Origin of the sequence: Sphingomonas sp. DC1600-2, from assembly GCF_049897605.1 — a bacterium.
Classification (GTDB): domain Bacteria; phylum Pseudomonadota; class Alphaproteobacteria; order Sphingomonadales; family Sphingomonadaceae; genus Sphingomonas.
The window spans coordinates 580,033-593,957 of record NZ_JAFCWO010000002.1 but is presented as its reverse complement, the minus strand read 5'-3'; the positions used below and the strand labels follow the sequence as shown (position 1 = coordinate 593,957).

11 protein-coding genes are annotated in these 13,925 nt (G+C 64.7%); 2 read left to right on the top strand and 9 right to left on the bottom strand.

Going from position 1 to position 13,925, the window contains the following annotated elements:
- Window positions 1-5 precede the first annotated feature (5 nt).
- On the bottom strand, window positions 6-2,570 hold the full coding sequence (locus tag ACP7BL_RS06370) for a TonB-dependent receptor (RefSeq protein ID WP_426257885.1): 2,565 nt from the start codon (window positions 2,568-2,570) through the stop codon (window positions 6-8).
- A 100-nt stretch (window positions 2,571-2,670) separates the two neighbouring features.
- Window positions 2,671-4,266 carry a sulfotransferase gene (locus ACP7BL_RS06365; protein WP_426257945.1) on the bottom strand — a complete coding sequence of 532 codons (1,596 nt, stop codon included), beginning with the start codon at window positions 4,264-4,266 and terminating at the stop codon, window positions 2,671-2,673.
- A 128-nt stretch (window positions 4,267-4,394) separates the two neighbouring features.
- On the opposite strand from ACP7BL_RS06365, the gene ACP7BL_RS06360 reads away from it, so the two are divergent.
- Complete coding sequence (locus ACP7BL_RS06360; RefSeq protein WP_426257884.1) at window positions 4,395-5,669, top strand: APC family permease; 1,275 nt, start codon at window positions 4,395-4,397, stop codon at window positions 5,667-5,669.
- A 120-nt stretch (window positions 5,670-5,789) separates the two neighbouring features.
- On the opposite strand, the gene ACP7BL_RS06355 is transcribed toward ACP7BL_RS06360, so the two are convergent.
- Window positions 5,790-7,385: a phytoene desaturase family protein gene (locus ACP7BL_RS06355; RefSeq protein WP_426257883.1), complete on the bottom strand. Its 1,596-nt coding sequence runs from the start codon at window positions 7,383-7,385 to the stop codon at window positions 5,790-5,792.
- Window positions 7,382-8,629, bottom strand: a complete 1,248-nt coding sequence (locus ACP7BL_RS06350) for an aromatic ring-hydroxylating oxygenase subunit alpha (protein ID WP_426257882.1) — start codon at window positions 8,627-8,629, stop codon at window positions 7,382-7,384. Before ACP7BL_RS06350 ends, ACP7BL_RS06355 begins: the two co-directional genes overlap by 4 nt.
- A gap of 67 nt (window positions 8,630-8,696) precedes the next feature.
- Between ACP7BL_RS06350 and ACP7BL_RS06345 the strand changes: the two genes are divergently transcribed.
- On the top strand, window positions 8,697-9,308 hold the full coding sequence (locus tag ACP7BL_RS06345; protein ID WP_426257881.1) for a TetR family transcriptional regulator C-terminal domain-containing protein: 612 nt from the start codon (window positions 8,697-8,699) through the stop codon (window positions 9,306-9,308).
- Here ACP7BL_RS06345 and ACP7BL_RS06340 read toward each other — a convergent pair.
- The 5 genes from ACP7BL_RS06340 to ACP7BL_RS06320 form a co-directional block, all read right to left on the bottom strand.
- Complete coding sequence (locus ACP7BL_RS06340) at window positions 9,275-10,651, bottom strand: M20/M25/M40 family metallo-hydrolase (RefSeq protein WP_426257880.1); 1,377 nt, start codon at window positions 10,649-10,651, stop codon at window positions 9,275-9,277. The genes ACP7BL_RS06345 and ACP7BL_RS06340 overlap by 34 nt on opposite strands.
- Window positions 10,652-10,862: 211 nt before the next feature.
- The gene (locus tag ACP7BL_RS06335; RefSeq protein WP_426257879.1) at window positions 10,863-12,164 is read right to left on the bottom strand and encodes a dicarboxylate/amino acid:cation symporter; all 1,302 of its coding nucleotides are present in this window, start codon (window positions 12,162-12,164) and stop codon (window positions 10,863-10,865) included.
- Window positions 12,165-12,290: 126 nt separating this feature from the next.
- On the bottom strand, window positions 12,291-12,827 hold the full coding sequence (nusG, locus tag ACP7BL_RS06330) for a transcription termination/antitermination protein NusG (RefSeq protein ID WP_033966826.1): 537 nt from the start codon (window positions 12,825-12,827) through the stop codon (window positions 12,291-12,293).
- Window positions 12,828-12,844: 17 nt separating this feature from the next.
- Window positions 12,845-13,042, bottom strand: coding sequence for a preprotein translocase subunit SecE (gene secE, locus ACP7BL_RS06325; protein WP_029622476.1), 198 nt, complete (start codon window positions 13,040-13,042; stop codon window positions 12,845-12,847).
- A 194-nt stretch (window positions 13,043-13,236) separates the two neighbouring features.
- Complete coding sequence (locus ACP7BL_RS06320) at window positions 13,237-13,911, bottom strand: glycoside hydrolase family 25 protein (RefSeq protein ID WP_426257878.1); 675 nt, start codon at window positions 13,909-13,911, stop codon at window positions 13,237-13,239.
- Window positions 13,912-13,925 lie beyond the last annotated feature (14 nt).

Sequence of the window (13,925 nt, the reverse complement as noted above, 5' to 3'; positions counted from 1 at the left end):
TCGCGCTAAAAGTCCGTATGCAGTCGTACGCCGATCGTCTGGGGTGTGACGGGCACGATATAGGGCCGCTGACCGCAACTGCCGCATTCCTGGAAGCGTGAGAGCTGCCCGCGGGTATCGAAGGCATTCTGGACGAAGAGTTCGAAGCTGTAGCGCTGGAACTGCACACCGGCCGCGAAATCGGCGGTGGTGAAGGCAGATAATGGCCCGAGCTGTGCGGCCGGGTTGAAGATGATGCCGCCCGGTCCAAAGGTCGCCGATCGAATGTCGGACGCGGCGGAGCCCTGGTACGACACGACCGCCTGGCCATAAGCTTTGGCTGCTCCGACCGGCACCGTGTAGCGCGCCGATCCGCTCGCCTTGAACTTGGGCGTGATCGGCAGACGGGTTCCAGCCTTTGCCGACAGGAGATTGCCCGCGCCGGTGCAGGTGAAGGTCGGGTCGTCGATCAGGCAAAGATTCTTGCGCGTCTTGGCATCGGTATAGGAGCCCGAAGCGCTCACCGACAGTGCACCGACATTGAGATTGGCGATGATCTCCGCGCCGCGAATGCGCGCATTGGGCCCGTTGTGGATTTCAGTGAAGCTGTTCGCCCCCAGGAAGGAGAATTGGAACTTGTCCCAATCCTGCTGGTAGATTGCGCCGTTCAACCGCAATGCGCCGCCCAGTAGCGTCGTTTTGGCCCCCAATTCATAGTTGGTCAGGTAATCGGCGGCATAGGCTGCGACGTCGGCGCGGCGGTTGATGCCGCCCGGGCGGAACCCGCGCGAGGCGGTGCCGTAGAGCAGAACGCCCTCAACCGGTTTCCAGCTCAAATTGAAGCGATACGTCACGCCTTGCCCGGATGCCTGCACGGGCACGACACCTTCTCCGACGCGATAGACGCCAAGATTGGTGCAGGGGCCACCCGCCACCGCAGCCGGAAGCAACGTGGTCGATCCGCCCGCTGCCACCGCATCGCGCAGGCGCGTGCCGTTGGTGGTGAAGCACCCGGCGACGCCGGTGCGCGAACTGCCCGCCGCATTGTATGGCGTGGTGCTGTAGCCATTGGCCGGATCGCGACCGAAGCCGAAAAAGCCGATCAGCGAATTGTCATAGATGAAGGCGCGCCCGCCGACGGTCGCGGTCAGCCGCGGCGTGATGTCGTAGCTGGCCTCGCCGAACATCGCATAATCCTTGTCGACGCGATGCTGTTGCGTCAGCCACAGGGTGCCGGGGTGGCCGTTAACCGAGAGCGTGTCGGCCAGACCGGGCACCTGATAATCCTGATGGATGTCATTGCTCTGGCGTTGGTAAAAGGCACCGGCGACCACGCGGAACCGCTCGCTAGACGGGCTGGCGACGCGGAATTCCTGGCTCATTTTCTTGAAATGGTCGCTGCCGATCACGCGTTGACGCGGGTCGATCGTTTTGCCGGCATTGTCCTTGAAGTAGAAATACCCCGCGATGCCGCCAACCGACGCATAGAGATTGTCATAGGCCTCGGCGTAATCGGTATAGTCGCTAGACGAGAAATCCTTGCGGTCGAGATAGGCCCCGGCATAGGTCACGTCCCAATTGCCGATCTTGCCCGCGATTGTCAGCCCGGCCTGGATGAAGCGGTCGCGGCGATATTCGGGGTAGAAATGCTGCACCTGCAGGTCGCCGACCTTGGGATCATAGCCATAGGCACCGTGGCTGCGCGTATCCTGGTACATGACGGTCGGGGTGACCGTCCAATTGCTGTCGAGATCGACCTTCAACGCCGCGCGACCGCCCGCGATTTCGGTGTCGTTATAGTCTTTCTTGACGAAGGCGCTGTTGTTGACGGTGAGGCCGTCCTTCACGCAATTGCCATTGGCATCGAAAGTGGTGCCGCTGCAGAAACGCCGCGTGCCCGGCACATTGTCGATATAGCCCGCATCGCGCTGGTAGAAACCGACGACGCGCAGCGCCATTGCGGGCGATAGCGGGATGTTGACCATCCCCTCGGCCTTGCCGCCAAAGCCGCCCTTGCTGACCTTATTGCCTTCGATATCGGCGCGGCCGTAGAAATGCGAGAGATCGGGCTGGTTGGTGATGATGCGGATCGTGCCCGCTTCGGACGAAGCGCCGTACAGCGTCCCCTGCGGCCCGGACAGGCTCTCGATTCGCGCAATGTCGTAGATGTGGACGTCGAGATTGCCACCGATCGTGGTGACGGGCTGCTCATCGAGATAGACGCCGACCGAGGGGAGCGAACCCGAATGGTTGCCATCCCCGCCCGAGGCGACGCCGCGCATATAGATGACGTTGGTGCCGGGCGTCCCGCCCAGCGCCTGGAACGACACCGAAGGCAATTGCTGCGCATATTGCGAGAAGTTCGAGATATTGAGTTCGTCGAGCTTCTTGGTGGTCAGCGCCTGGACGCTGATCGGCACATTCTGCAATGTTTCGGAGCGTTTGGTTGCGGTGACGATAATGTCGCCGCCATCGGTCGGTGCGGTGGCCGGGGCCGGTTCGGGCGGGGCGCTCTGCGCGAACGCGGGGGCTCCGAAGGCGGTCGACGACAAGAGTGCGAGAATGGCGGCACGATACCCGAACGACGACATCAGATTCCCCCTGTATTGTTTCAACAAGGTGTTCGCGACCGCAGCATCCGTCAAGCACGGTGCCGCAGGTGTGTAACAATCTTACGCGGGCGTGGCGAAATTACAACGTTGTGACGGTGGCGGAAGGATAACGGTCGAGCACGTCGCCCAGCGCGTGTCGCAGCGGGGAAAGCCACGGCTCGAACGGCTTCCACGCTTCGGTGCCCTCGCGAAAGATCGGTTGGCGGACCTGCTCCGAACTGGCGGTGCGTACGGCGCGCGCGGTTTCGTGAAAGGCGAGGCAGGCGGGCTCGAACGGCAGGCCGCAGGCGGCGAGCAAGGCGCGCACGGTTGCCTCGGTATCCTCGACCATATCCTCATACAGCACGCGGTGGACGCGGCCCGGCAGGACGGTGTCGACATGCTCCATCAGCCGCACATAATCGCGATAATAGCGGCCCATATCATCGAGCGCGTAGCTGAAGCCCTGGCCGCGCGCGAAATGCTGTTTGAAGTTGGAGAAGCAGCAGCCGAGCGGATGCCGCCGCGCATCGATGATCCGCGCGCTCGGCAAGATCAGGTGGATGAAGGGGACATGCGCCCAATTGTTGGGGAGCTTGTCGATGAAGAACGGTCGGTCGGTGCGGCGCTGGATACGGGTGCGTTGGAGATACTCTTCGCCGGTTTCGCGAAGCCGTTCGGCGGACCAGGTCGCCAGCCCCTCGGGATAGGCCGCATCCCGCCTGGCGAGCGCCGGGATATCGGGCAGTTCGCTCGTTCCCTCGACCTGGCTGTGGCTGGAGAGGATCTGCTCTATCAACGTCGATCCCGCGCGCGGCATCCCGAGGATGAAGATCGGGTCGGGCGCGGCGAAGCCCTGGCCCGCGCGTTCGGCGAAAAATCCCCTCGTGAACAGCGCAATGCTGCGGTCGACAAGGGCTTCGGTCTCGTCGGCGCTGTAGCGGATGTGCTTGCGACGGAGCGTGTTGCCCGCCGCATAATGCGCGAAGGCGCGTTCGGCGTGGCGGCGATCCTCGAACGCCTTGCCCAGCGCGAAATCGAGATGGAAGCGGTCTTCGTCGGAAATGCCGGGCTGCTCCAGCGCGGCCTGCATCGCAGCGATGTCGTCTTCGGTGAAGGTCACCGTCTTCAAATTGGCGAGGCTCCACCACGCTTCGCCCAGCGTCGGCAGCAGCGTGATCGCGCGGCGATAGGCGGCGATGCCATCGGCCTGCCGCCCGACCGTCTTGAGCATATGGCCATAGCTCATCCACACGCGCGGTTGCTCCGGCGCGTCGCCCAATACGCGTTCGTACAAGGCGATCGCTTCGTCGAACTGGCCGATCCGCCCGAAGGCGGCGGCCTGGAGATTGGCGTGGCCGGGATTGTCTGGGTCTTCGGCCGCGACGACGTCGAGTTCCGCAATTGCCTCGGCAGGGCGGTTGAGGCGGTACAGCACCAGCGCCAGATTGGCGCGCGCGGCGGTGAAGGCGGGGGACAGCTCGACCGCGCGACGCAGCAGCGTTTCGGCATCGCGGTAGCGCCCGATCCGCCCGGCCAGTTCGGCCAGCATACGGATCGCCGCGACATCGAACGGATCGTCCTTCAGATGCGCTTTGAGCAAGGGCTCGGCCTCGCCCAGCCGATTGTCGTGCAGCGCCAGCGCCGCCGCGATCAGGCGCGGGGGATAGCGACCGCTCGCCGCCATCCAGTCCATGTCCGTCGTGCTTGCCGTCTGTGTCATGGGACGGTGGTAGCGCAGAGTTGCCGAAAAGGAACTATGGCGTTGGCGCGCCGGGCGTGCTGCATTCGTGACCGGGGTCCGCCCGATCCCGGGAGACATGCATGGAGTCGGCACCGCGCCCCTTTGGCTTTTGGACCGCGACCGCCCTGGTGATGGGCGGGATGATCGGATCGGGCATCTTCGTGCTGCCCGCGCAACTGGCACCCTATGGCTGGACGAGCGTCGCGGCGTGGATTGCGGGGGTAGGGGGCGCGTTGCTGATCGCCTGGGTGCTCGCGCGCCTGACCGCGGCAATGCCCGAGGCGACCGGCGTGGTGGCGATCTGCGGTGCGGGGCTGGGGCCGTTGCCGGGGGTGCTGGTCGGCTGGAGCTATTGGGTCAGCGTGTGGTCGGCCAATGCGGTGATCGCGCTGACCGCGATCCGCTATCTCGCGCAATTCGTGCCCGTGCTCGGCGCGACATCATTGGCGCAGGCGCTGTCGGCGACGGTGCTGCTGTGGTTGCTGACCTTGCTCAATCTCGGCGGCGCGCGGCTGGCGGGGGCGTTTCAGGTGGTGACGACCTTGCTCAAATTGCTGCCGCTCGCCGCGATCGTGCTGATCCTCGCGGGCGTTGCGCTGGGCGGTGGTGCCGCGTTCCATGGCGAGTCGCACCCGCCCTTCGCCTGGTCGAACCTGACCCCGGCGCTGACCCTGGCCTTTTTCGCGATCGTCGGGTTCGAGGCGGCGAGCGTCGCCGCCGAGCGCGTGCGCGATCCGGCGCGCAATGTCGTGCGCGCGACGCTGTTCGGGTTGGGGCTGACCGGGTTGCTGTACATTGCGGTGTGCAGCGGGATCATCTTCGCACTGCCGACCGCCGAGGTCGCCAACGCGCAAGCGCCGTTCGCTCTGTTCGTCGAACGCTTCTGGGGGCATCGGGCGGGGCTTGCCACCGCTGCCTTTGCCGCGATTGCGGCGATTGGGGCGCTCAATGGCTGGACGCTGCTGCAAGGCGAGGTGCCGCTCGGGATGGCGCGCGCCGGGTTGCTGCCGCGCTGGGTCGGGCGCACCAGCGCGCGCGACGTGCCGATCCCGATGCTGTTGCTGGCGACCACCCTGGCGAGCGTGCTGGTGCTGTCCAATGCGACGCGCTCGCTCGGCGGGTTGCTGGATTTCATGCTGCGGCTGACGGCGGCGGCGGCGATCTGGCTGTATATCGGGGCGTGCCTGACCGCCTTGGTCAAGCGCATCGCGCCGGTGGCGGCGGTGGCGGGGCTGGTGTTTGCGCTCTGGGCGATGTGGGGGGCTGGGCTGGAGGCGGCGGGCTCGAGCGTTGCGCTGATGCTGACGGCGCTGCCGCTCTATTGGCTGCGGTTTGGGAGAGGTGACCTGACCTGACCGCAACCGTCACCCCGGGCTTGTCCCGGGGTCCACGGTGCCGCACTTTCTTACGCCGTAGAATGCAAACCCCCGGTGGACCCCGGGACAAGCCCGGGGTCCACCGGCGGCGGCGGCCCCCTACCCGAACAGCCGCCCCACCAAGCTCCGATCCCGCAAAATCTCGTGCGCCGCATTATGCCCTGGCGCGCCGGTCACGCCGCCGCCGGGATGCGTGCCCGATCCGCACATGTACAACCCCTTGATCGGCCCGCGATAATCGCCGTGGCCGAGCATCGGGCGCGCGGCCCATAATTGGTCGAGCCCCATGGTGCCGTGGAAGATGTCGCCGCCGATCAGCCCGAATTTACGTTCGAGATCGAGCGGGGAATGGATTTGCCGTGCGATGACCGAGGCTTTGAAATTGGGCGCATGTTCGGTCACCGTGTCGATGATCAGATCGGCCACCTCCTCGCGGTGCGCGTCCCAATCGACCTTGGGGTCGAATTGCTGGCAGAACAGGCTGGCAATATGCTGCCCCGGCGGGGCGAGGCTGTCATCGACCGTGGTCGGCAGCTTCATCTCGACGATCGGCTTTTTCGACCAGCCATGCTGCTGCGCGTCGATGAACGCCTGGTCCATATAATCCATGCCCGGCGCGATGATGATCCCGGCGGTGTGGTGCTCGGCCTTGTCCTTGCCGGGGAAGACGGTGAAGTCAGGCAATTCGGACAGAGCGACGTTCATGCGGAAGGTGCCGCTGCCCGTTTTGAACCCATTGATCCGGCGCTTGAAATCGGCGGGCATGTCGGCGGAATCGACCATCTGGCGATAGAGCAGGGCCGGGCCGACATTGGCGGCGACGGTGGTGGCGGCGATTTCCTCGCCTGATTCGAGCCGCACGCCCGCGACCTTGCCGCCTTCGGTCAACAGCTTGGCGACGGGGGCCTCGAGGCTGATCTCGACCCCGGCATCCTCGCACGCGCGCGCCATCGCCTGCGTGATCGCGCCCATGCCGCCGACCGAATGGCCCCACGCGCCATATTTGCCGTTCACTTCGCCAAAGACGTGGTGGAGCAGGACATAGGCGCTGCCCGGCGTCGATACCCCGGCATAATTGCCGACCACGGCATCGAAGGCGAAGGCCGATTTGACGTGATCGTCCTCGAACCAGCCATCGAGGAAATCGCGCGCGGATTTGGTGAACACGTCGAGCAGGTCGCGCTGCGCTTCGATCTCCATTTTTGCGATTGGCCAGCCTTGCGTTGCGCCCGAGAGAAGCGCGCGGAGGCCGCCGCCGACATTGGGCGGGGTTTTCAGCGCCAGATCGCGCAGCACCTGCGCTACCTTTTCGAGCGCGGCGTCATACGCGGGATAAGCGTCGGCATCCTTCTGGCTGAAGCGGGCGAACTGCTGTTGGGTGCGGGCGGTGCCGCCGCCGAGCGTGAGATAGGTATCGGGGAAGGGGAAGAAGTTGCTGATCGTCCGCTCGATGATGCGAAAGCCGCGATCGTGCAGCTTCATGTCGGCGATCACCTTGGGGCGGAGCAGGCTGACGGTGTAGCTTGCGGTCGAATTGCGGAAACCGGGGTGGAATTCCTCGGTCACCGCCGCGCCGCCGACGACATGGCGGCGTTCGAGCACGCGCACTTTCAGCCCCGCGCGGGCGAGGTAGAAGGCGCAGACCAGGCCGTTATGGCCACCGCCGATGATGAGCGCGTCGTAGCGTTTCGTCATAAAATCTCCCCTCCCGCTTGCGGGAGGGGGAGGGGATTTGCACCCCCCGCGCCCGCATTCCTTCCCTCCCCTAGCCCCTCCCGCAAGCGGGAGGGGGATTTTGACCAGCCCGCCGCCGGCGCGCGGTGCAGCCTTGCTTCGGGAATCCGCTCGCGGATCTTCCGCGCGAAGCTGCGCAGGCAGACCTCGCTCGCGCCGATTGGCCCGGCGGTGTAGCTGTGCGAGGCCATGCCTTGCTGGACACGCTCGATCAGCCAGGTGTCCTCGGCATTGACGACGCGGTTGATGCGCCAATTGGCGTAGCGCACCAGCTTCATCTCGCGCCGGTCATCGGGCAAAGCGAACGCCATTTCGCGCAGCACGCACGTCGTCGGCGAGGTCGGCAGCCACTGCATGAAATCGATCTGATCGGCATAGAGATCGAACGCCATGTTGGGCCACAGCTTGAAATAGAGCCACAGCCGCTGGTTCGCCTCGGGCAGATGTGGGACTGGTGGCAGATGCGTCTGGTAGAAGCGCTCCCACGGGTTGTCGGAGGGGCGATCGACGAGGCGACCCGACATCTTGTCGACCCAGGGTTCGGCCTCGATCGCATAGCTCTTGCCGAACAGTCGGGTGAGGCCGTCATGCGCCACCGGGATGTGGAGATTGTCCGAATAATTGTCGCCGACATTCTTCCAATTGACCGCGCGGTCGCGCAGCCGGACTGGGCTGAGCGTCTGCATCTCCTCGAAGCGATAGGGGGCGATCTGCGCGTCATACAGGGCCATCATCTCGGCGATCGAGGGGCCGTCGCCCTCCAGCCGGACGAACACGAAGCCGCGCCAGATCTCCAGATCGACGCGCGCGAGGCCGTTTTCGGCCAGGTCGAGCGCGGGGTAATCGCGTCGCATCGGCACGCCGGTCAGCCGCCCGTCGGTTTCATAGGTCCAGGCGTGATAGGGGCAGACGAGCTTCTTGGCGCAGCCGCTTGGCCCCTCGACCAGCCGCATCGCGCGGTGGCGGCAGACATTGGCGAAGGCGCGGATCTCATGATCGTCGCCGCGCACCGCGATGATGCTCTCGCCCAGATAGTCGAGCGTGTGGAACGCGCCGGGTTCGGCCAGATCGTTCTGGTGGCAGACGATCTGCCAGGACGGGCGGATCACCCGCGCCATCTCGACCGCATAATATTCGGGGTCGGTGTAGAGCCAGCCGGGCAAGCTCCAGTCGGCGTCGGGATCGTGATCGGCCGAGGGGGGCATGCGTGGCTCCGGTTGCTTGTTGTACGATCGTATAATAAGAATTGGCGGACTGCAATAAGGCCTTCGCATGAGCAAACCCGCTTTCTCCCGCGCCGAACCCGATGCGCGCCGCCAGTCGCTGATCGAGGCGACCGCGCGCGTGCTGGCGCGCGACGGCGCTACGGGCGCATCGGTGCGCGCGATCGCGCTGGAGGCGGGAGTGTCGCCGGGGCTGGTCGGGCATTATTTCGCCGGGATCGATGGCCTTGTCGCCGAAACCTATGCGGCGGTCGGGCAGCAGGTGCATGTCGCGCTGGCGGCGGCGGTCGCGGCGGCGGGCGATGATTCGCGCGCGCGGGTGGCGGCCTATGTCACCGCCAGTTTCGCGCCGCCGATCGCCGATCGCGCGCTGTTCGCGACCTGGATCGCGTTCTGGAGCCTGTCGGCCAAGCCAATCATCGCCGCGCGGCATGATGCGCTGTACCAAGCGTATCGCGACGATCTCGAAGCGTTGCTCGCCGCCTGCGGGCTGCCTGCGGCCGACCGTCGGCTGGCGGCGATCGCGATCACCGCGTTGGTCGATGGGCTATGGCTCGAACTGTGCCTGTCGCCGGGCAATTTCACCCCCGGCGAGGCGCGTGTCCTCGCCGAGCGGCAGCTGGAAAGCTATTTCGACAGATCGGCGAAGAGCAGCCGGTAATACCGGATCCCCGGTTCGATCGTCGAAATCGGGGTGCGTTCGTTCAGGCCGTGGCTGAAATCCTCGGACGGCTTGATGAAGGTCGGGCTCGCGCCATAGCTTGGCACATGGTGATAGCGGAACCACATGCTGTCGCTCGCCCCCGACGCCATCGCCGGGAACACCGGCACGCCCGGATAGACCTTGCCCATTGCGCGGTCGATCGCGGCGATGAAATCGGGGCGCATCGGCGAGGCATCGTTGGGGACCGAGCCTTCGCTGACATCCTCCAGCTTGACGCCCGGATCATCGATCACGCGGCCCAGCTCGGCCATGATGTCGGCGGGTTTGTGGCCGGGGAAGATGCGGCAGTTGATGTTGGCGGTGGCGCGCTGCGGCAGCGCGTTTTCGGCATGGCCGCCGCTGACCAACGTCGGCACGCACGTCGTGCCGATCTTGCCGACCGTCGCCGGATTGGCGGTTAGCGTTGCGATCGCGGTCTTGTCGGTCGGGTCGGCGACGAAGGCCTTTAGCGCGGCGCCGATCGCGGGTTCCTCGAACGGCGCGGCCTTGGCCAGCGCCTCGCGCGTCAGCGGGCTCAGTTCGGGCGTGAAGTGATAGGCACCGACCTTTTCGAGCGCCCTGGACAGCTCGACGATCGCATTGACCGGGCGCGGCATGGACGAATGGCCGCCGGGGTTGGTGACGGTCAGCCGGAAATCGGCATAGGTTTTCTCGGCACCGTTCCAGGTCCAATATTTGGGCTTGCCGGTGGTCTCATCGAGCACGCCGCCGCCGCCATCGATGTTGAGCACGAGTTCGGCGTTCTTCAGCCGCTCGGCGATCAGCGCCGAGGTCTTCATCGCGGTTTCCTCGTCGCCCGAAAACTCGATGATGATCGTGCGCTTGGGCTTGTAGCCGGTGCGGCGCAGGTCATTCAGCGCGGCGATGGCGATCGTGCCGTCGAGCTTCATGTCGGTCGCACCGCGCCCGTAGAGATAGCCATTTTCGACCACGGCGGTGAACGGGTCGCGCTGCCAATCGGCGGGCTTGGCCTCGACCACGTCCATATGGCCGGAAATGACCAGCGGCTTGAGCTTGGGGTCGCTGCCTGGCCAGGTGCCGATGAGATAGGCGGTGTCGTCGACCGGCACGATCTCGACGTCCTTGTCGGCAAAGCCGCCCGCGACCAGCGCCGCCTTGTACAGAGCGGCGACCTGCGGAGTCTGATTGCCGGGGCCTTTGACCGAACGCAGCGCGATCGCCTTCTTCGCCAGATCGAGCGCTTCGTCCGCCGCTGGAGTGGCCGCTCGCGCAGCGCTGGTCAGGAGGGTGCCGGCAAGCAGAAGGGCGAAGATGCGCATACTGGAAGGTCCTCGGGGGGCGGGTAAAGCGCGAGCGTAGCGTTTGGGGGGATTGGCGCAAGCGGGGGCGGTTCGGGCGTAGATCGAGCGCATGCATACCTCCCGTTCGCCCTGAGCTTGTCGAAGGGCTGCTTTCCCCTTGCGAGCGCCCCGCAGTGGGAGGGCAGGGCTTCGACAAGCTCAGCCCGAACGGGAGGGGGTGCGGTCTATTTCAGCCGAAACGGTGCGCCCCGCCCGACAACACCTCCTCCAATTTGGCACGGTCGAGCTTGCCCTCCCAGCGCGCGACGACGATCGCCGCGACCGCATTGCCGATGAAGTTGGTCAGGCTGCGGCATTCGCTCATGAAGCGATCGACGCCCAGGATCAGCGCCATGCCCGCTACCGGCACCGACGGCACGATCGACAGCGTGGCGGCCAGCGTGATGAAGCCCGCCCCGGTCACCCCGGCCGCGCCCTTCGAACTCAGCATCGCCACGCCGACCAGCAGCAACTGGTCGCCGATCGACAAAGGCACGTTGCAGGCCTGCGCGATGAACAAGGCGGCCAGCGTCATGTAGATATTGGTGCCGTCGAGATTGAACGAATAGCCGGTCGGCACGACCAGCCCGACCACGCCCTTGTCGCAACCCGCCGCCTCCAGCTTGGTGATGAGGTTGGGCAGGGCCGCCTCGGACGAAGAGGTGCCGAGCACCAGCAGCAACTCGGCCTTCAAATAGGCGAGCAAGCGCAGGATCGAGAAACCGTGTAGCCGCGCCACTGCGCCGAGGATGGCCAGCACGAATACGATCGAGGTGAAATAGAAGGTCGCGACCAGCCCGCCGAGATTGATCAGGCTGCTCGCGCCATATTTGCCGACGGTGAAGGCGATCGCGCCGAACGCGCCGACCGGGGCCGCGCGCATCAGGATGCCGACGATGCGGAACACGATCAGGGCGAGCCGCTCGATCAGATCGAGCACCGGCTCGGCCGCTTCGCCGACCAAAGTCAGCGCGATGCCGAACAACACCGCGACGAACAGCGTCTGCAGGATCGATCCTTCGGTCAGCGCCGAGACCATCGTGTTGGGGATGATCGACATCAGGAAGCCGACAAAGGTCGTTTCATGCGCCTGATGCGCATAACCGGCCACCGAACCGGCATCGAGCGTTGACGGATTGATGTTCATGCCCGCGCCCGGGTGAACGACATTGGCGACCACCAGACCAAGGATCAGCGCCAGCGTCGAGAAAAACAGGAAATAACCGAACGCCTTGAGCGCGACGCGCCCCACCGACTTCAACTCGCGCATGCCGGCGATGCCGCTGACCAGGCTCAGGAAGATCACCGGCGCGATCACCATCTTGACCAGCTTGATGAAGCCGTCGCCCAGCGGTTTCAGCGCTTCGCCCGTCGTTGGCCAGAAATGCCCCACCAGCGCGCCGAGCACGATCGCGGTGAGCACCTGAAAATAGAGATGGTAGTAAAAGGGGCTGGGGCCGTGCGCGGGCGTGGGGGCGGGGTGGATCGACATGGTCCCTCTCGGTCAGCCGCCGTAATCGGCGGGCGTGAAGGACGGTCCTAAAGCGTGGCGCATGGCGCGCCAGCTTTTTGTAAAATGCGGGCGCGGCGGTTGCGACGCCGCGCCCGGCAAAAACGCTTATTTGCTGCGTTCGACCTGTTCGAATTCCAGCTCGACCGGGGTGGCGCGACCGAAGATCGACACCGACACCTTGACGCGGCTGCGGTCGAAATCGAGTTCCTCGACAATGCCGTTGAAGCTCGCGAACGGGCCGTCGAGCACCTTGACCGAATCGCCGATTTCGAAATCGACCTTGATCTTCTGCTTGGGCGCAGCGGCGGCTTCTTCCTTGGTGTTGAGCATCCGCGCAGCTTCCGCCTCGGGGATCGCCTGCGGTTTGCCGTTCGGGCCAAGGAAGCCGGTCACCTTGGGGGTGTTCTTGACGAGGTGATAGACGTCGTCGTTCATGTTGAGCTTGGCGAGCACATAGCCCGGCATGAACTTGCGCTCGACCGAGATCTTCTTGCCGCGGCGCGCCTCGGTGACGGTTTCGGTCGGAACCTCGATCTGCTCGACCAGTTGCTCGAGCCCCATGCGGGTCGCTTCGGCCATGATCGAATCGCGGACCTTGCCCTCGAAACCCGAATAAGCGTGGATGATGTACCAGCGTGCCATGTGTTCGTTTACCTAGATTATTTGGCGAGGCTGAGCAGCAGCTTGACGATCGCCTCGAAGCCGGTGTCGACCACGAAGAAGAACAGGCCGAGCAGCGTCGTCATGATGACGACCATCACGCCGGTCATAATCGTCTCGCGCCGGGTCGGCCACACGACCTTCTTGGTCTCCGCCTGGACCTGTCGGATGAATTCGAGGGGGGTCGTCTTCGCCACGGGCTGTGCACTCATGTTTTCTTGGCCAAGATCAGGACATGGGCCCGCCGCCCGGGCCTGCCAAGGCCCGACGACGAGAATTCCCGATTTCGGAATAGACAAGCATTAGCGCGGGCGGCAGGCGAAATCAACTCGCCTCACGATTGGGCGACAATGGCCTGAAGATCGGAACCGCCATCGCCGCCGCATTCGCGTCAGATCACGAACGAGTCGAGCAAGGTGGGCGGACCGTTCAGATAATCGAGATCGCAATTGCCCGGTACGCCCGCGAGGTGGCCCTGTTCGGAATATTGCCACAGCGTATAGCCGGTCCACGGTTTCGGCACCGGCGGCGTCGGCGGATGGTTATAATTGGCGAGCCAGAGCGGAAACGCGGCAAATTCCGGCGGGTTGCCCAGGAAATCGGCGATGTCCTTGCGGATGTACAGGAACGGCTGGTGCCCCGTCGCCGTCACCAGGATTTTGCCGAATTCAACGATCTGCGCGACCAGTTGCGACCGGGTTTTGGTGCCCGCCTGAATGGCGCGGACATACTCATCCTCCACATCCAGCGTCGGCAGAAGATCACCCTTGCTGGGATGGTAGACGCTCAGAAACAGATCGGCCATGTCCTGCGCGGTGAACTCCGGCATACAATAATGATAAGCGCCGCGTTTCAGCCCATGGTGTTTCAGCGCCGCCCAATTTTCATCAAATTCGCTGTCTTTCTGATGGACAGCGTGACCCGATGCACCCAGATACAGTTGGCTGGCCTTTACATAAGCGAAATGGACCGTAACCGGCGCGTCCGGTTTCAGGACCACGTCCCAGGAAACCTTGCCGTTCCAGTGGGAAACATCAATTCCGAAAGTCCGGATGCCCGATGCCATAAGAACCTCCCCCG